14 protein-coding genes are annotated in these 16838 nt (G+C 65.3%); 8 read left to right on the forward strand and 6 right to left on the reverse strand.

Annotated elements, in window-relative coordinates:
- Positions 1 to 169 precede the first annotated feature (169 nt).
- Both AC5JDC_RS12255 and AC5JDC_RS12260 read right to left on the reverse strand, forming a co-directional pair.
- Complete coding sequence (locus tag AC5JDC_RS12255; protein ID WP_495841596.1) at positions 170 to 1048, reverse strand: dienelactone hydrolase family protein; 879 nt, start codon at positions 1046 to 1048, stop codon at positions 170 to 172.
- 280 nt (positions 1049 to 1328) lie between these two features.
- Positions 1329 to 2441: a metallophosphoesterase gene (locus AC5JDC_RS12260; protein WP_495841597.1), complete on the reverse strand. Its 1113-nt coding sequence runs from the start codon at positions 2439 to 2441 to the stop codon at positions 1329 to 1331.
- 220 nt (positions 2442 to 2661) lie between these two features.
- On the opposite strand from AC5JDC_RS12260, the gene AC5JDC_RS12265 reads away from it, so the two are divergent.
- Complete coding sequence (locus AC5JDC_RS12265; RefSeq protein ID WP_495841598.1) at positions 2662 to 3336, forward strand: L,D-transpeptidase; 675 nt, start codon at positions 2662 to 2664, stop codon at positions 3334 to 3336.
- A 10-nt stretch (positions 3337 to 3346) separates the two neighbouring features.
- The gene (locus AC5JDC_RS12270; RefSeq protein ID WP_495841599.1) at positions 3347 to 3895 is read left to right on the forward strand and encodes an OmpA family protein; all 549 of its coding nucleotides are present in this window, start codon (positions 3347 to 3349) and stop codon (positions 3893 to 3895) included.
- Between the two features lie 273 nt (positions 3896 to 4168).
- On the opposite strand, the gene AC5JDC_RS12275 is transcribed toward AC5JDC_RS12270, so the two are convergent.
- The gene (locus AC5JDC_RS12275; protein ID WP_495841600.1) at positions 4169 to 4696 is read right to left on the reverse strand and encodes a glyoxalase superfamily protein; all 528 of its coding nucleotides are present in this window, start codon (positions 4694 to 4696) and stop codon (positions 4169 to 4171) included.
- A 243-nt stretch (positions 4697 to 4939) separates the two neighbouring features.
- Between AC5JDC_RS12275 and AC5JDC_RS12280 the strand changes: the two genes are divergently transcribed.
- Complete coding sequence (locus tag AC5JDC_RS12280) at positions 4940 to 5641, forward strand: HXXEE domain-containing protein (protein WP_495841601.1); 702 nt, start codon at positions 4940 to 4942, stop codon at positions 5639 to 5641.
- Positions 5642 to 5648: 7 nt separating this feature from the next.
- Here the strand turns inward: AC5JDC_RS12280 and msrA are convergent, their stop codons facing one another.
- Together msrA and AC5JDC_RS12290 are read right to left on the reverse strand one after the other, a co-directional pair.
- On the reverse strand, positions 5649 to 6164 hold the full coding sequence (msrA, locus tag AC5JDC_RS12285) for a peptide-methionine (S)-S-oxide reductase MsrA (RefSeq protein WP_495841602.1): 516 nt from the start codon (positions 6162 to 6164) through the stop codon (positions 5649 to 5651).
- 401 nt (positions 6165 to 6565) lie between these two features.
- On the reverse strand, positions 6566 to 8884 hold the full coding sequence (locus AC5JDC_RS12290) for a glucose/quinate/shikimate family membrane-bound PQQ-dependent dehydrogenase (RefSeq protein ID WP_495841603.1): 2319 nt from the start codon (positions 8882 to 8884) through the stop codon (positions 6566 to 6568).
- Between the two features lie 210 nt (positions 8885 to 9094).
- On the opposite strand from AC5JDC_RS12290, the gene AC5JDC_RS12295 reads away from it, so the two are divergent.
- The 3 genes from AC5JDC_RS12295 to AC5JDC_RS12305 all read left to right on the forward strand — a co-directional run bounded on the left by AC5JDC_RS12295 (position 9095) and on the right by AC5JDC_RS12305 (position 14455).
- Positions 9095 to 11848, forward strand: a complete 2754-nt coding sequence (locus tag AC5JDC_RS12295; RefSeq protein ID WP_495841654.1) for an ATP-dependent helicase — start codon at positions 9095 to 9097, stop codon at positions 11846 to 11848.
- Between the two features lie 286 nt (positions 11849 to 12134).
- Positions 12135 to 13652: an anti-phage dCTP deaminase gene (locus tag AC5JDC_RS12300; RefSeq protein ID WP_495841604.1), complete on the forward strand. Its 1518-nt coding sequence runs from the start codon at positions 12135 to 12137 to the stop codon at positions 13650 to 13652.
- A gap of 608 nt (positions 13653 to 14260) precedes the next feature.
- Positions 14261 to 14455, forward strand: a complete 195-nt coding sequence (locus AC5JDC_RS12305) for a hypothetical protein (protein WP_106770954.1) — start codon at positions 14261 to 14263, stop codon at positions 14453 to 14455.
- Positions 14456 to 15304: 849 nt separating this feature from the next.
- On the opposite strand, the gene AC5JDC_RS12310 is transcribed toward AC5JDC_RS12305, so the two are convergent.
- On the reverse strand, positions 15305 to 15445 hold the full coding sequence (locus tag AC5JDC_RS12310; protein WP_495841605.1) for a hypothetical protein: 141 nt from the start codon (positions 15443 to 15445) through the stop codon (positions 15305 to 15307).
- A gap of 217 nt (positions 15446 to 15662) precedes the next feature.
- On the opposite strand from AC5JDC_RS12310, the gene AC5JDC_RS12315 reads away from it, so the two are divergent.
- Together AC5JDC_RS12315 and AC5JDC_RS12320 are read left to right on the forward strand one after the other, a co-directional pair.
- Complete coding sequence (locus AC5JDC_RS12315) at positions 15663 to 16334, forward strand: Crp/Fnr family transcriptional regulator (RefSeq protein ID WP_495841606.1); 672 nt, start codon at positions 15663 to 15665, stop codon at positions 16332 to 16334.
- A gap of 92 nt (positions 16335 to 16426) precedes the next feature.
- On the forward strand, positions 16427 to 16807 hold the full coding sequence (locus tag AC5JDC_RS12320; protein ID WP_495841607.1) for a VOC family protein: 381 nt from the start codon (positions 16427 to 16429) through the stop codon (positions 16805 to 16807).
- Positions 16808 to 16838 lie beyond the last annotated feature (31 nt).

The raw sequence follows: 16838 nt of genomic DNA on the forward strand, positions 1-16838 counted from the left end.
AAGGTTGGGTTCTCAGAGATGTGTGCATGCCGTAGCACGCAGTGGGGGAGAGGTGTCGAGCCCGTAAGGCGAGACGGAGAGGGGGCCTTAGCGGTCGAAAATCATGGCCGCGGGATTGGGTCCTGGGCGCTCGCGCCCCGCAATCACCCGGCGGCATAAAAACCGCCCCCTACCCCAGCTTCTCCTTCAAGAACGCCACCGTCCTGCCCCAGGCGAGATCCGCGGCCTCCTTGTTGTAGCGCGCCTGCGACGTGTCGTTGTTGAAGGCGTGCTGCGCGCCCTCGTAGACATGGACCGTGAATTCCTTGCCGGCCGCCGTCAGCGCCGCCTTGTAGGCGTCGATGCCGGCATTGATGCGCTCGTCCTGGCCGGCATAGTGCAGCAGCAGCGGCGCCTCGATCCGGGCGATCGCCGCCTCGTCCTTCACCTGCGCGCCGTAATAGGCGACGCCGGCCGCGAGGTCCGGCGCGGCGGCGGCGAGATTGTTCACCGTGCCGCCGCCCCAGCAGAAGCCGATGGCGCCGACCTTGCCGTTGACGTCGTCGCGGCCCTTCAGATAGGCGATCGTCGCCACGCCGTTGGCCGCGGTCTTCGCCGGATCGAGCTGCGAGAACATCCCGCGCGCTGCCTCCTCGTCGGCCGGCGTGCCGCCGAGCGGCGACAAAAAATCGGGCGCCAGCGCGACGAAGCCTTCCAGCGCCATGCGCCGCGCCGCGTCCCTGATATGGGCGTTCAGCCCGCGGTTTTCGTGGATGACGATGACCGCGCCGAGCTTGCCGCTCTGCTCGGCGGGGCGCACCAGATAGCCCTTCATCTCGCCCCCGTCGCCCGGCCAGGCGACGTCCTCGGCCGTCAGCCGCGCATCGTCCTCGGCGACGACAGCGGCCTGCGCCGAATTTGCCGCCAGCATCGGCGCGATCACCGCCGCGGCGGCGCCGGATCCCGCCAGCTTCGTCAGCTTCTCCATGAAGCCGCGGCGGTCCAGCGTCAGATGCGTGTATTCGTCATAGGCGTCGATCATCGCCTGGGTGATGACGGGTTCTGTCATGGCGGTCTCCCTCGGATGGATGGACGGAACATAGGCCGGCGGCAGCGCAGGTCCAGTCAAGGCCCGCTCGCTGCGTCTGGTCAACTGTCACGCCAGGCTCAAACTGGCAGTCGTCCCCTCATACCCCCACCCCTAACCGTCCCCTCAAGGGGGAGGGGGACCGGCTGGCATCTTTCTCAGCCGCAAATCGTCCACGAATTTGCACGTGTGGCGGCCGCAAAGTCCCCTCCCCCTTGAGGGAGGGGTTAGGGGTGGGGGTATGACACGCCGAAAGGTGGCATCATTTCTCCAACACCTTGCTGAACGCGTTGGTGAAGCGCACCGCCCCGCGGCGATCCACGGCCTCGCCCAGCACGACGTCCATGAAGTCGTTCGTGACCCGCACCAGCGCGAAGCCGCCCATGTAGGCGGCCTTGGGCTTGAACAGGTCGAAGCCGTCGCGGCGGTAGATCATCGGCGTCTCGTGCTGGTGGCCGTGAAAAATGCCGACGACGTTATAGCCCGCGAGCGCGTCCAGCATCGCCTGCCGCTCCGCCTCGCTCCACCAGTGCGGCGCGCCCTCGCCGTCGTCGTCGAAGGTCCTTTTCGTCGGATCCCAGCGCTCGATCGAGAAAGAATCCCAGCCGTAGTGCTGGAACAGCACCACCGGCCGGCCGTCGCCGGCATGGGTCTTCAGATCGTCCCTCAGCCACGGCAGGCCGCTCGCCGCGCCCTTGGCCGTGTCACCGCCGAAGCGGTGGAGCTGCACGAGGTGCAGCCCGCCCCAGTTCCAGGAATAGCAGTCGGAGGCGACGTCATAATTGTCGGCCGGTACCGGCGGCTTGAAGAACACGCCCGGCCGGTGGTTGAGCTCGACATAGTCGCGCAGCTCGCGGCGGTACCAGTCGACGCGGGGCGGCTGCCCGTCCTGGTCGAGATCGTGGTTGCCGAGCCCGACATAGACGGGAAAATGCACCCGGTCTGGCCCCACACCCTGCTGGTAGCGGTGGCTGAATTGCAGCAGTTGCGTGCCTTCGTGCGGCAGCGCGGTCTGGCCGCCGCCGTCGTCGGTCACGTCGCCGCCGATCACCAGCCCGAGCGGCCGGGCGATCGGCCGGCCGGCGCCGGCAAGCCCGCTGGCAGCGCCCGCCACCTCCTTCGGCCAGTGGCCGCGCTCCAGCCCGTTCAGCGCCGCGACGTGGCTGAGCAAATTGGCGTCGGTCTTGCCCTCCTCCGCGCAGTTCGGGCTGAGGCCGTTGCCCATGCGGCAGGCATGCACGTCGTTGGAGAACAGGAAGGTGGCGTCGGTGCGAGCACCGCCCGCCTGCTGGGCGAGGGCAGGCCGCACCGCCGGCGGTGACAGTATCGCCGCAGCAAACCCGCAGATCAGGTCGCGCCGGGACAGGATGTTCATGCGTCGATCACCAAATGACCACGGCGCCGGCCGGCAGATCGGTCCGCCGGAAGCCATGACATCTTGGCAGGATCGCAGCCGGCAAATCAACCGGCAAGCCCGCGCGTCGGGCGAAAGTCATGCCGTTGACCCTGCCGGCAAGATCGGCGATTTCCATTTGAACGCAAACAACTCTGCATTATGCTCCGCGCCACGAAAAGCTTCGAGGGGGAAGTTGTCGATGATTCTTTCGAGACGCCAGGTCGTTCTCGGCGGGCTGGCCGTGGCCGCGGCCGGCTTTGTGGGGGGAGACGCGGAGGCGGCGGCCGCGTCCTATTTCGCCGGCACCGCGGTCGACAACGGCGTCACCTACGCCAAGACCAATTTCGCCAAGATTGACAGGAAATGGCACCGCCAGGTCGTCAAGTTCAAGTCGAGCGAGCCGCAGGGAACGGTCGTCGTCGATACCCGCAACCACTTCCTCTACCTGATCATGGAGAACCGAACGGCGATCCGCTACGGCGTCGGCGTCGGCAAGGAGGGGTTCCAGTGGTTCGGCCGCTCCACCATCGACCGCAAGGCGCTGTGGCCGCGCTGGACGCCGCCGCCGGAAATGCGCAAGCGCCATCCCGAATTGCCCGCCTTCGTCGAGGGTGGCTCGCCCAAGAATCCGCTCGGACCGCGCGCCATGTACCTGCACCGCGACGGCGCCGACACCGGCTACCGCTTCCACGGCACCATCGCTCCGTGGAGCATCGGCACCGACGCCTCGTCGGGCTGCATCCGCATGTTCAACGAGGACGCCATCGACCTCTACCAGCGCTGCCCGGTCGGCACCGCCGTGCAGGTCCTGCCGCATCTGGCCGAGCAGGCGCGGAAGTCGCTCGCCCGCCCCGAAGAGCCGGAAACCGAGTAGGCAGCCGATCATGATTTTTCGCCCCGACGCCCTCCGGCGCCCGCTCGCCGCCTGCCTGCTGCTGGCGCTCGCCGCCTGCACCTCCACCAACACGGGAATCGAGACCCCGCAGGTCGCCGCCGCCGTGAACCCCAACGACATCGGCAACACCAACGACCCCGCCGCCGGCTTCGCCAACATGCAGCCCGGCAGCGAGGAGGATTTCATCCTCAATGTCGGCCGCCGCACCTTCTTCGCCGCCGGCTCGGCCGAGCTGGATTCGGTCGCCAGGACGACGCTCGACCAGCAGGCCGCCTGGCTGGTCAAAAACCCGCGCTGGCTGGTCAAGCTGCAGGGTTTCGCCGACGATTCCGGCTCCGACGCCCAGCAGGTGGCGCTCTCGCAGAAGCGCGCCGACGCTGCCATGGCTTATCTCGTCTCCAAGGGCGTCGACGCCAAGCGCATGTGGGCAAAAGGTTACGGCAAGGACCGCGAGGTGCGTGCCTGCACCGACAGGTCCTGCAAGGTGCAGAACCGCCGCGTCGTCACCAATCTGCGCAACGAATACGACACGCCGTAGCCATCCTCCCCCCTTGCGGGGGAGGTGCCCGCGAAGCGGGCGGAGGGGGTAACCTCAGGAGGCACCTCCCGAACCATCGAGCACTGCCGCGGCGACCCACCCGGCCGGACACCGCGTCCCCTCCCCCCTTGCGGGGGTGGTGCCCGCGAAGCGGGCGGAGGGGGTAACCTCAGAAGGTACCGCCCGGACGCCAGAACGCCGAGCACTGCCGCACCGACCCCACCCGGCCGGACTGCGTCCGGCCACCCTCCCCTCAAGGGGGAGGGATCGCCGTCACACCTCCAGAAACCGGATCCTGTTCCCGAACGGGTCGATGACCTCGCATTCCAGCCCCCAGTCTTGCCTTTGCAACCCTGGGCGGTTGTATTTGTAATTCTTGCCGGCCAGCTCCTTCTGCCAGGCCTCGACGCCGGTCATGTAGACCAGCATGTTGGCCCCCGGGCTGGCGTCGCCCGAGTGCTCGCTGAGATGCAGTTTCAGCGCCCCGCGCGACACCTGGCAGTAGAGCGGCATGCCCGGCTCGAAACGATGCTCCCAGTCGAGCGTCAGGCCGAGGAAGCCGAGATAGAAGTCGCGCGCCTTCGCCTCGTCGAAAATCCTGACGATCGGCGCCGGCGGCTCGAAGCGCCACGGCGCGTCCTCCGCTTCGCCGATCTTCGCCGACAGCACGTTCCAGCTCTCCAGCCCAAATTGTTTGGCCACGATCTCCAGCGCCTCGGCGTGCTGGATCGTCACGCCGCGCGCGGCAAGCTCGTCGCGCATGGCCTTCGCCATCGCCTTGGCGTTCAAGAATGTACGCATGGGTTCCGGTTCTCCGTCCCGGCGAAGCTTTTTTCCCACCTCAGCGCCCGCATTACCGAAGTCTCCGCCGGAAGGGTTTACCGGTTGGACTTTCCAGGTCGACGCATTCGCCAAAAACCCTTTCGGGCGCGGGCTGCCGGCTGCGTCGCGGCCGTGCGGGAAAGCTAGCGGCGGGCGCTGGCGGCGTCAACGATGCGGCGCGCCGGACTGGCGGAGGCGCTGCGCGGCTTCTAAGCTCGCCCGATGCCTTCGTTCTCGCATCTCTGGCCATGGATCGGACTCGGCTTCGCGGCTGCGGTGCTCGCCGGTCTGCTGTTCGGCGAGCTGCGCGGCGACCGCACGATGCCGCGCAGCCGCGACATGGTGTGGCTCGCCTGGGCGGCCACCGCGGCCTATCTGCTGCACCAATTCGAGGAGCATGGCATCGACGCGGAAGGCCAGCCCTATGCCTTCCGCGCGATGATGTGCGAAACATTCGGCTCTGCCGACGCGGCCGCCTGCCCGGTCCCAGAGGCCTTCATCACGGCAGTCAACATCCCGCTGGTATGGCTGGCGGGCCCGATCTCGGCCCTGCTCGGACGCCGCTGGCCGGCGATCGCGCTCAGCTTCTTCGGCGTGGTGTCGGTCAACGCGGTCGCGCATATCGGGCCGGCGCTGGCGAACGGCAGCTACAATCCCGGCCTCGTCACCTCGATCCTGCTGTTCCTGCCGCTGTCGCTCCGGGCCTTCTGGATCGCCCTGCGGCGGCCGGACCTGGGAGTGCCCGCCGTCGCCGCGACCGTGCTCGCCGGCATCCTGATCCACGCCGTGCTCATGCTCTCGCTGAAAGCCTATCTGGCCGGCTGGATCGGCGAACCCGTCCTGATCGCGATCCAGATCGTCAATCCGGCGATCCCGATGCTGCTGCTTGCGGCGTTGACCTTGCGCCGGTCGGCTCGGGTCTGAGAACCCCTCACGCGCTCTTCCGCTCCTCCCGCCTCGGCAGCTTCCAGTTCGGCCGCGGAAAGTGGCAGGTGTAGCCGTTGGGGTAGCGCTCCAGGTAATCCTGGTGCTCCGGCTCGGCCTCCCAGAAGGCGCCGGCCGGCGTGACCTCGGTCACCACCCTGCCCGGCCACAGGCCGGAGGCGTCGACGTCGGCGATGGTGTCTTCCGCCACGCGCTTCTGCTCGTCGCCGATATAAAAGATCGCCGAGCGGTAGCTGGTGCCGACGTCGTTGCCCTGCCGGTCGCGGGTGCTCGGGTCGTGGATCTGGAAGAAGAATTCGAGCAGGTCGCGGTAGCCGATTTTTTCGGGATCGAACACGATCTCGATCGCCTCGGCATGGCTGCCGTGGTTGCGGTAGGTGGCGTTCGGCACGTCGCCGCCGGAATAGCCGACGCGGGTGGAGATCACGCCGGGCAGGCGGCGGATCAGATCCTGCATGCCCCAGAAACAGCCGCCGGCAAGCACTGCGCGTTCGGTTGCCATGGTGGTGTCCTCGCTTCTCGGATTGGATGCGCCTGATATAGGGATTTCGCAGCGTTTTGTTAGCGGCGGCCTCCTGCCTTGATCACGTCCGCGCCAGATTACCCCCACCCCTAACCCCTCCCCACAAGGGGGAGGGGGACCGCCTGGCTCTCCGCCAGGCACAATCGTCGACGGTTTCGCGTTGCACGACGGCCGCAAGGTCCCCCTCCCCCTTGTGGGGAGGGGTTAGGGGTGGGGGTGCGGGCCGAGCAGCATTCGCTGAAATCCGATACGCGATAACCCTCCCCCCTTGCGGGGAAGGGCCAGGGGTGGGGGTAACTCGATATACGATACCCTGCCCGCAAGGGGGAAGCGTTGAGGGCGCGAACGACATCGCAAGGCCACAACGCTCGGATCGCCCCTCACCGCGGCAGCGTATAGGCAATCACATAATCCCCCGCCCTGGTGCCGATCGAGCCGTGGCCGCCGGCCACCATGACGACGAACTGGCGCCCGTCGGAGGCTTCGAAGGTCATCGGCGTCGACTGGCCGCCGGCAGGCAGGCGCGCCTCCCAGAGCTGCCGCCCGGTGGTCAGGTCGTAGGCGCGCAGATAGTCGTCGACGGCCGCGCCCAGAAACACCACGCCGCCGGCCGTGATCATCGGCCCGCCGATGCCGGGCACGCCGACCTTGAACGGCAGCGGCAGCGGGGTCATGTCGCGCACCGTGCCGTTGCGGTGCCGGTAGGCGATTTTTCCCGTCCTCAGATCGGCGCCGGCGACGAAACCCCAGGGCGGCGCCTGGCAGGGGATGCCGAGCGGCGACAGGAACGGTCCCATGACCACGGCATAAGGCGCGCCCTCGTTGCGGTTCAGCCCCTGCTCGCTGCCGCGCCCCTCGTCCGGCGGCGGCACTTCCGCGCGGGGGACGAGCTCGGACTTGAAGGCAAGATAGGTCGGCATGCCGAACATCACCTGCCGCACCGGGTCGACCGCCACGCCGCCCCAGTTGAAGGTGCCGAAATTGCCGGGGAAGACCAGCGTGCCCTGCACCGAGGGCGGCGTATAGCGGCCCTCGTAGCGCAGCCGGCGCAGCTCGATGCGGCAGGCGAGCTGGTCGAACATGGTGACGCCCCACATGTCCGCGCCGGTGAGCGGCGGCGGCATGAAGGTGAGGTCCGAGACCGGCTGTGTCGGCGCGGTAAAGTCGCCTTCGATGGCGCCGCCCGGCGCCGGCACCTCGTTGACGGGGATGATCGGCTCGCCGCTGCGCCGGTCGAGCACGTAGATGTCGCCCTGCTTGGTCGGCCCGACCAGCGCCGGCATCACGCCGTTCGCCGTGGTGATGTCGATCAGGCTCGGCTGCGCCGGCACGTCCATGTCCCACAGGTCGTGATGCACGGTCTGCCGCACCCAGCGCACCTGGCCGGTATCGAGGTCGAGCGCCGTGATCGACGACGAGTATTTTTCCACATGCTCGCTGCGGTTCATGCCGAGCTGGTCGGGCGTCTGGTTGCCGAGCGGGATGTAGACCAGCCCCAGCGCCTCGTCGGCGCTTGCCGTCGACCACATGTTGGGCGAGTTGTGGGTATAGGTCTCGCCCGGCCCGAGCGGCGTCGTGCGGTCCGGGTTGCCGGAATCCCAGGCCCACACGATCGCCCCGGTGACGGCGTCGTAGGCGCGGATGACGCCGGACGGTTCTTCCGTCGAATAATTGTCGTTGACGGCGCCGCCGACGATGATCTTGCCGCCGGCGATCAGCGGCGCCGAGGTCGAATAATAATAGCCCGCCTTGTCGGCATAGGGCATGTTGGCGAGCAGGTTGAGCGTGCCGCCCTCGGCGAAGCTCGTGCAGATCTCGCCCGTCCCGGCATCCAGCGCGATCAGCCGCGCGTCCGAGGTCGGCAGGTAGACGCGCTCGGCGCATGGCTGGCCGGCCGGTGCACCCGCCACCGCGTGATAGGCGACGCCGCGGCAGGTCTGGTGCTGGCGGTCCTTCTCCAGCCCGACCCTGGGATCGAAGCGCCAGCGCTCCTTGCCGGTCTCCGCCTCGATGGCGATGGCCCAATTGTGCGGCGTGCAGATGTAGAGCAGCTCGCCGATTTTCAGCGGCGTCACCTGATAGGTCGTCTCGGTCACGTCGTCGGGGCCGCGCACGTCGCCGGTGCGATACGTCCAGGCGGGCTGCAGCGAGCCGACATTTTCCGGCGTGATCTGGGCGAGCGGCGAATAGCGCTGGCCGAAGGGGGTGCGGCCGTAGAAATGCCATTCGCCCGGCGGCATCGCGCCGCCGCCAAGATTGGGCGCGGCCGCGACCTGTTCAGTGGGCAGCGCGCCGGGGATGTCGTAGCGGTCGGTGGTCATCGCATAGCCGGCGACCACCAGCGCCGCCAGCACGGCTATGCCGAGCGCCGTGGCCCCGCCGGAGCCCGCAAGCCGGCGCCGCACCCAGGGGGTCAGCAGCCACAGGCCGATCAGCACGATGACGCCGCCGCGCGGGCCGAGCTGCCACCAGTCGAAGCCGACCTCCCAGATAGCCCAGGCGAGCGTGCCGACCAGAAGCAGCGCGTAGACCCATAGCGCCGTCTGGCGCCTGCGCACCAAAAGCAGCGCGGTGGCAAGAAAGCCGAGCGCGGCGACGACGTAGTACCAGCTGCCGCCGAGCACCGCGAGCCAGATGCCGCCGGCGCCGATGGCCAGACCGATGAGCGCCAGAACCAGAGCCGTGATGCCGATGACCAAGGGTCGCCTCCCTCTTGCCTGTCGCAGCCGCCGCGCCAGCGCAGTCTTCAACCTCCGGCAGCAGACTGTCAAACACTGGTTGATTCGCGAGAGCGGCACCGCCAACGCCAAGGAAATAATTCCTCGGCCTCGCGCCTTCTCCTCTTGCTTTTCGGTACAAAACGGAAACGCCGCTGGCCTTTCCCACCCGAATCACTACATTCGGTGGCGATGTCACCGGACGACCTGCCTTTCTTCGACGACGACGCGCCTGCCCCGCGCGGCGCGTCTGCGCACGCCCCGGCGCCCCCGCGCCCGGAAGGCGGCATCGCCGCGCGCGCCATGGCGGCCAGGGCCGGCCACAACAACCGGACGCCCGACTACCTCAACGGCCTGAACCCCGAGCAGCGGCTGGCGGTGGAGACCACCGAAGGCCCCGTGCTGGTGCTTGCCGGCGCCGGCACCGGCAAGACGCGCGTGCTCACCACCCGCATCGCCCACATCCTTGCCACCGGCCGCGCCTTCCCCAGCCAGATCCTCGCCGTCACCTTCACCAACAAGGCCGCGCGGGAAATGAAGCAGAGGGTGGGCCTGCTCGTCGGCGAGCAGGTCGAGGGCATGCCCTGGCTCGGCACCTTCCATTCGATCGGCGTAAAGATGCTGCGCCGCCATGCCGAGCTGGCCGGCCTGCGCTCCAGCTTCACCATTCTCGACACCGACGACCAGATCCGCCTCATCAAGCAGCTCATCCAGGCCGAGGGGCTGGACGACAAGCGCTGGCCGGCGCGCCAGTTCGCGCAGATGATCGACGGCTGGAAGAACAAGGGGCTGGGCCCCGCCGAGATCGCCGAGGGCGACGCCCGCGCCTTCGCCAACGGCAAGGGCCGCGCGCTCTACAAGGCCTATCAGGACCGCCTGCAGACGCTGAACGCCTGCGACTTCGGCGACCTTCTGTGCCACCCCATCCGCATCTTCCGCGCCCATCACGACGTGCTGGCGGAGTATCACCGGCGTTTCAGGTACATCCTCGTCGACGAGTACCAGGACACCAACACCGCGCAGTACATGTGGCTGCGGTTGCTGGCGCAGCGGCCCTCCTCGAAGGATGGGGTGCGGCCTGGCGGCCGCGATCTCTCCCCCCTTGAGGGGGAGATGGCCGGCAGGCCAGAGGGGGTACCCTCAGAAGGCACCGCCAGAACGTCGAGCACTGCCGGACGTACCCCCTCCGGCGGCTTCGCCGCCACCTCCCCCGCAAGGGGGGAGGGAAGAACCCCCGTCAACATCTGCTGCGTCGGCGACGACGACCAGTCGATCTATGGCTGGCGCGGCGCCGAGGTCGACAACATCCTGCGTTTCGAGAAGGATTTTCCCGGCGCCGCCGTCATCCGGCTGGAGCGCAACTACCGCTCCACCGCCCATATCCTCGGCGCCGCCTCCCACCTCATCGCCCACAATGAGGGCCGGCTCGGAAAGACCCTGTTCACCGAGCGCGAAAACCCCGAGGACGCCAGGGTCGCCGTGCACGCCGCCTGGGATTCGGAGGAGGAGGCGCGCGCCGTCGGCGAGGAGATCGAGCAGTACCAGCGCAAGGGCCATTTGCTCAACGACATGGCCATCCTGGTGCGCGCCTCCTTCCAGATGCGCGAGTTCGAGGACCGTTTCGTCACGCTGGGCTTGAACTACCGCGTCATCGGCGGCCCGCGCTTCTACGAGCGTCAGGAGATCCGCGACGCCATGGCCTATATGCGCGTCGTCGCCCAGCCGGCCGACGACCTCGCCTTCGAGCGCATCGCCAACGTGCCGAAGCGCGGGCTGGGCGAGGCCGCCATCCGCCAGGTGCACGACACGGCGCGCGCGCTCGGCGTGCCCATGCTGGCGGCCGCCGAAACCCTTGCCGAGAGCGACGAGCTGAAACCGAAGCCGCGCGCGGCGCTGCGCCAGCTCGCCGCCAACTTCCGCCGCTGGCAGGAGCTTCTGGAGACTACGCCGCACACCGAGCTGGCCGAGACGATCCTCGAAGAATCCGGCTACACCGAGATGTGGAAGAACGACCGCTCGGCCGAGGCGCCGGGCCGGCTCGAAAACCTCAAGGAGCTGATCCGCTCCATGGAGGAATACGAGTCGCTGCGCGCCTTCCTGGAGCATGTGGCGCTGGTCATGGACACCGAGCAGAACGCCGAGCTCGACGCCGTCTCCATCATGACGCTGCATTCGGCCAAGGGTCTGGAGTTCGAGACGGTCTTCCTGCCCGGCTGGGAGGAAGGCCTGTTCCCGCACCAGCGGGCCCTCGACGAGGGCGGCCGCTCGGCGCTGGAGGAAGAGCGCCGCCTCGCCTATGTCGGCCTCACCCGAGCCAAGCGCAACCTGCACCTGTGGTTCGTCTCCAACCGGCGCATCCACGGCCTGTGGCAGTCGACCATCCCCTCGCGCTTCCTCGACGAGCTGCCGGAGGCGCATGTCGAGGTGCAGCAGGCCGACACCTCCTATGGCGGCTACGGCTCGCCCTACGGCCGCTCCGGCGGCGGCTTTTCGGCCGGCCGCCAAAACCCCTACGGCGCCTCGCGCTTCGACAATCTCGGCGGCAACAGCGGCGGCTCGGGCGGCCAGCGCGGCGGCGACCAGGGCCGCTCCTTCTCCAACACCTACGCCACCCCCGGCTGGCAGCGGGCTCAAGCGAACCGCACCGAGGCGACGGACCGCAACTGGGGCTCGCGCTCCGGCCACCAGGTCGAGCGCATCGGCTATGGCGAGACCGATTCCGGCTACGGCGCCGGTCGCGGCTCGGTGAAGGGAAAAACCATCGACGGCGAGCTGGTGGCCAAAAGCGTCGCCGACACCCCCTCCCCCTTCAACATCGGCGACCGCGTCTTCCACCAGAAGTTCGGCAACGGCAACGTCGCGGCCATCGAAGGCAACAAGCTGACGATCGATTTTGACCGCGCCGGGCAGAAGAAGGTGCTGGACGGGTTTGTGACGGGGGTGTGAGGAACTACCTCTTGAAAGCTCACGGAGAGCTTCTGTGCAACTTGACGCTAAGCCAATTTGTCTGAATATCGACTAGAGGTTTATCGGCCACAACACAGCGCTGATTCGCAGCGAGCGCACCCAACCATGACTCGACTAGGCTATCATAGGATGCAAAAAAAACCGCATCTCTTCTCACCTTGAGATCATCAGATGGGCGATCATCGGAGCGGGGCACGATTCTGTCTCCGTTTAAGGAATCATACTAACACCCCCTTAACACATGGTAAAGACCTAAGTTCCACCCATGAGTAAAGTTATCCAAAGAATTAAAGACCCCGAAATATTCTTTGGCATTGTTGCCGCAATTGGCACGAATATTGAGAACTGCATAGGTATATTAGAAAAGAAGTTAGAGTCGTACGCGTACAAGGTCGCCATAACGCGAGTGACCGATAGCTTTGACAAGATAGCACCGAAAGCATTAATCCCGGTGGAACTCAAAAAGACTCCTCTTGAAGCTAGATATGAAACACATATCGCGTTTGGGGACGCCTTAAGAACGAAATTCGATGACGACTCATTTCTGGCCGGGATTGCGATCGATCAGGTTATCGAGAAAAGAAAAGCTGTTTTCACAACCGGATCGGATGTTCCTCAAAAATTTGCGTATATAATGAGGCAATTCAAGCGACGCGAAGAGATCGATCTCTTGCGATCCGTGTACGGGAGGCTATTTTTTCAGATATCGATATACTCCAAACGCAGCAACCGAGTAGACAACCTTGCCAGCAGTATTGCGGATTCGCACAACTCTCCGGATAACAATAGCTTTAGAAAGCATGCTGAAAACCTTGTAGAAATTGATGAAAACGAAGCAAGCGACGAGCACGGCCAACGAATAAGCGATGTCTTCCATGACGCCGATTATATAATAAATGCAGACGTGAACGAAAAAGCGATCGAGGATCAGATCGATCGCTTTATCAAATTGATATTTGGGGCAAATAACATTTCTCCCACGAGAGACGAATACGGATTGTACATCGCAAAGTCAGCATCCTTAAGAAGCTTAGATCTTTCTCGGCAAGTAGGCGCAGCAATATTTACAAAGCAAGGGGAAGTGATATCTCTCGGGAGCAACGAAGTTCCAAAAGGAGGGGGCGGAACCTATTGGTGTGATGATCCTAATGATGACCGCGATTACGTCCGAAAAGAAGATTCTAACCAGAAAAGGAAAAAAGAGATATTTCGTGAACTAAACGAGATTATCTCGAAGCAGCTGCCCGACAACTTCAAAATGGAGTTCGATTTCTCTAAGTCCCAATTTATGGACGCGCTGGAATATGGTAGAATAATCCACGCAGAGATGTCAGCTATCGTCGATGCTGCGCGACGCGGCCTACTAACAGCAGATGCGACGTTATACTGTACAACTTTTCCGTGTCATATGTGCGCTAAGCATATTGTCGCTGCTGGTCTCAAGCAAGTCGTCTTCCTTGAACCTTATCCAAAGAGCCTAGCTAGTGAGCTTCACGCTGACTCCATATCGATAGACGGCCATACGCGCGGAGACTACTACGAATTTCCACATACAATATTCCGCCATTTCTTCGGAGTCCCGCCGCGCAGATACCGAGACCTGTTTGAACGACAGAAAAGGAAAGCAAAAGATGGAAAATTTCAACCTTGGAAGAATGGCTGTAGACAGCTTATTGTAGAAGTCAAAGTACCTATATATCTACTCCTTGAAGCCGATATCATACAAAATATACTTAATCCCCATCTTGAGAAAATCGATATGTCAATAGCGGAACTTCACTAGCCACCGGTCGACCACCTTCTCCCACAAGGGAAAAAGGGAAGTGCCGGCTAGGCGGGCCGCCGCCAAGGGTCAGCCACCCGGCCGGCGGACTATATGCCTGCCGCTCCTCGATCCGCTAGGGAGGCCGTCCGCCACTGCCGCCGCCATGTGCCCCGCACGTCGCCCCGCGCATCCTGTTTCCCGGTATCACCGAGTGCCCGACACCGCGCTCACGCAAAAGACGGAAGCTGCCGGCGCGCGCCGGTTTCACCGCCTGCGGCCGCTGAAGCCCAGCTGACCGCCATGCTGGCAGCGAAAGCCTGACCATGACGTGCACGAGATCTTGAACATCGTGCATGGGCTTACCGTCTGGGCGCTGGAACCTCCCGACACGTCATGACGGCGCCGGCGTTCGAACACAACAAGCGGTGGATCAGCGGCCATGGCGGATTTCAGCAGCGTGGTGACAATGGCTGCGGTCAACGAGAGGACCGTTCGTCATCTATCGGCGAACCGGCCAGACCTCTTGGGCGAGTTCGCTTCCCCTGCAGCCCCCCGGAACAACCTGCCCCCATTCCTCGTTCGTTGCTGCGAGGCGCAATGCCTCGACTGCGACCAGGGAGGTCAAGATGCCTGACAAGGACAAGAAGAGCGGCCAGAGCGACCGCGACATGAAGCAGGACATGAAGGAGCGCGGCCGCCAGCAGGAGGCTGAGCGCGGCGGCACCGGCGGGCAGGAGAAGAGCGGCCAGATGGGCGGCGACAAGCAGCGCGACAAGCAGCAGCGCGGCGGCCAGACCGACAACACCCGCCAGAATCGTTAGCTCACGGAAAATCGGCGCGGGAGCACGTCCCGCGCCGATTTCCGTCAGCGACCGCCCGGGCGCGTGCTCCGCGCAGGGGACAGATTATTTGCTGTCGGCGGAAAAGTGGCGGCGCTGCAAGGTTGGCGCGACCAGAAAAAACAAGCCGGCGCGGGTACTTACGCCACCTCGCCGCGATCTCGGCAAGCCAAGGTAGCGGCGTTCCGGCCGATTCTTATCCCCGGCCTCTCCACCTTTCTTATCCTTGCCGGCAGTCCCTTCTGCGGGAACGCCGATCATGACGGTGGTCTGCGGGGAGGGATCGGTGTCCGGAAGGTAGCGGCTAACGTGGCCGCGAGGTCCGGCGCTGCTTCAGAGTTTCTACCGATCCCGAAGAATGAGCGGGACGGGGCTCCGGTATGGCCTCAGGAGCCGTCATGAAGGATATCGCCGGCGTCACTCAAGTCGGAGTACGATCCCATGACCCGGAAATGAAGCAGCGAAGAAGCACCGGACGGGCGGCCGAAAGGTCGCATTAAAATTTAGATGAGCGATCCTGCGGCCGCCCGTCTTCCCGACTTCCTCAATGGCCAGACGGCGACGCCGGGCGTGGCGAGGACGAGATGTGTGAGTCGAAGAAGCGCGAGCGGGTCACGGATACCGGATGGCTGGCGACAGCACCGAAGCGCCTCGAAGCTCAGGCGGCGCGGCGGATACGCCCGACCTTTGTCCGCCACGCCGCCTTTTCCGCACCATGGCCAGCCGGACCGTCGTTGGTGGAACGGGCGCGGCCGTCGGGGCCGGGGAGGACGGACCCGCCGTCGCCTTTCGCCTGATGTTCCATCCGCGGTCCGGCTGGCATGGAAGCCTTCACATGCGGCCGCGCCGATTCAGCATGCGCCGGGTGGCCGGGCCGGGCCCGCGCATGTAATAGAGCTCCGGCCTGTAGCTCGGCAGGATGAATTCGCGGAGCGCCGATGCCAGGTGTGCCAAAAATGTCCAGGGTTCCATCGTTTGTCCTCCTGCACCGTGTGCCGTCTTTCAGGCCGGCACCGTCCAGGTAATGGCGGAAGGATACGGGCATCGCGCCGAACCGTCTGTGCGGTTTCGCACAGTCCCGGCGAAATCCGCACTGGGCGCACTGGCGCCGGATTCCGGGCTCGGGCCGCCGCGCTTCCGATATGCGGGCAGGAGCGGTAAAGTCGGGGAAAAGAGGGGAAAGATTGCAGTGACGACTTCCACGGCCTTCCTGTCGAGGCTTTCCGATGCCGATTTCGCCGCGCTGGCCGGGCGCTGGGCGGCATCCGGCTACCGCCCCGGCGCGCTGATCATCGCCCATGGCGACACCGACCGCGACGTCTTCTTCCTTCTCGACGGCCGGGCGCGCGTCACGCTGTTTTCCGAGGATGGCCGCGAGATCTCCTATCGCGATCTCGTGCAGGGCGACATTTTCGGCGAGCTCGCCTGCATCGACGGCAAGGAACGTTCGGCCAGCGTCGTCGCGCTGGAGCCGACACGCGCGGCGCGGCTGTCCGCCGCCGCCTTTCGCGAGCTCGTGCATAACCATCCCAATCTGGCCTGGCTTCTGCTGGAGCACTTGTCGGCGCTGCTGCGCCGCATGACCGACCGGGTTTTCGAGTTCAGCACGCTGGTGGTGCGCAAGCGGCTGATCCTCGAGCTGCTGCGCCGGGCCGACGAGATCGAGCCAGCCAACGGGCGTGTTTCGATCTGCCCGGCGCCCACCCATTTCGAGCTGGCGGCCAAGATCAGCACGCACAGGGAAGCGGTGTCGCGCGAGATGAGCACGCTCGCCAAGAAGGGGCTGGTCGAGAAGCACGGCAACCGGCTGGAGCTGCGCGACCTCTCGGCGCTCGAAGCGCTGGCGACGGCGGAGGATTAGCGGCGGCGGCATGCGCGAGGCATCTGCCCTGTCGGAACCGGACATCCCCGGACGTCTTTCAGAAAGCGGGGCAACCGAAAGGGAGAAGCAGCATGCTGAAGGAAAAGTCCTCCGCGGCGATCGTCGCCGTCAGCGACATCGAGCGCGCCAAGAAATTCTACCGCGACACGCTCGGCCTCGACCTCGAAGAGGAGTTCGAGGGCCATGTGCTGACTTTCCGCACCGGCGGGACGCATCTCGTCGTCTACCGCTCGGAGATGGCCGGCACCAACAAGGCCAATGCCGTCGTCTGGGGCGTCGGCGACGACATCGAGACGATCGTCGCCGACCTCAAGGCCAAGGGCGTCGTCTTCGAGCATTACGCCGACATGCCGGGCGCGCGGCTGGTCGGCGACATCCATGTCGGCGACGGCATCAAGACCGTCTGGTTCAAGGACCCCGACGGCAACCTCCTGCACCTGAACAGCATGTGATCCGCATCGGGCCCGCGGCCGACAAATCCAT

This window comes from Kumtagia sp., from assembly GCF_059502445.1.

What these genes read in the sequence shown, in the direction of transcription:
- AC5JDC_RS12280 (WP_495841601.1), top strand. Translation starts at nt 4,940, where the DNA reads ATGCCTTCGTTCTCGCATCTCTGGCCATGGATCGGACTCGGCTTCGCG.
- AC5JDC_RS12305 (WP_106770954.1), top strand. Translation starts at nt 14,261, where the DNA reads ATGCCTGACAAGGACAAGAAGAGCGGCCAGAGCGACCGCGACATGAAG.
- AC5JDC_RS12270 (WP_495841599.1), top strand. Translation starts at nt 3,347, where the DNA reads ATGATTTTTCGCCCCGACGCCCTCCGGCGCCCGCTCGCCGCCTGCCTG.
- AC5JDC_RS12275 (WP_495841600.1), bottom strand. Translation starts at nt 4,696, where the DNA reads ATGCGTACATTCTTGAACGCCAAGGCGATGGCGAAGGCCATGCGCGAC.
- AC5JDC_RS12260 (WP_495841597.1), bottom strand. Translation starts at nt 2,441, where the DNA reads ATGAACATCCTGTCCCGGCGCGACCTGATCTGCGGGTTTGCTGCGGCG.
- msrA (WP_495841602.1), bottom strand. Translation starts at nt 6,164, where the DNA reads ATGGCAACCGAACGCGCAGTGCTTGCCGGCGGCTGTTTCTGGGGCATG.
- AC5JDC_RS12300 (WP_495841604.1), top strand. Translation starts at nt 12,135, where the DNA reads ATGAGTAAAGTTATCCAAAGAATTAAAGACCCCGAAATATTCTTTGGC.
- AC5JDC_RS12310 (WP_495841605.1), bottom strand. Translation starts at nt 15,445, where the DNA reads ATGGAACCCTGGACATTTTTGGCACACCTGGCATCGGCGCTCCGCGAA.
- AC5JDC_RS12255 (WP_495841596.1), bottom strand. Translation starts at nt 1,048, where the DNA reads ATGACAGAACCCGTCATCACCCAGGCGATGATCGACGCCTATGACGAA.
- AC5JDC_RS12295 (WP_495841654.1), top strand. Translation starts at nt 9,095, where the DNA reads ATGTCACCGGACGACCTGCCTTTCTTCGACGACGACGCGCCTGCCCCG.
- AC5JDC_RS12320 (WP_495841607.1), top strand. Translation starts at nt 16,427, where the DNA reads ATGCTGAAGGAAAAGTCCTCCGCGGCGATCGTCGCCGTCAGCGACATC.
- AC5JDC_RS12265 (WP_495841598.1), top strand. Translation starts at nt 2,662, where the DNA reads ATGATTCTTTCGAGACGCCAGGTCGTTCTCGGCGGGCTGGCCGTGGCC.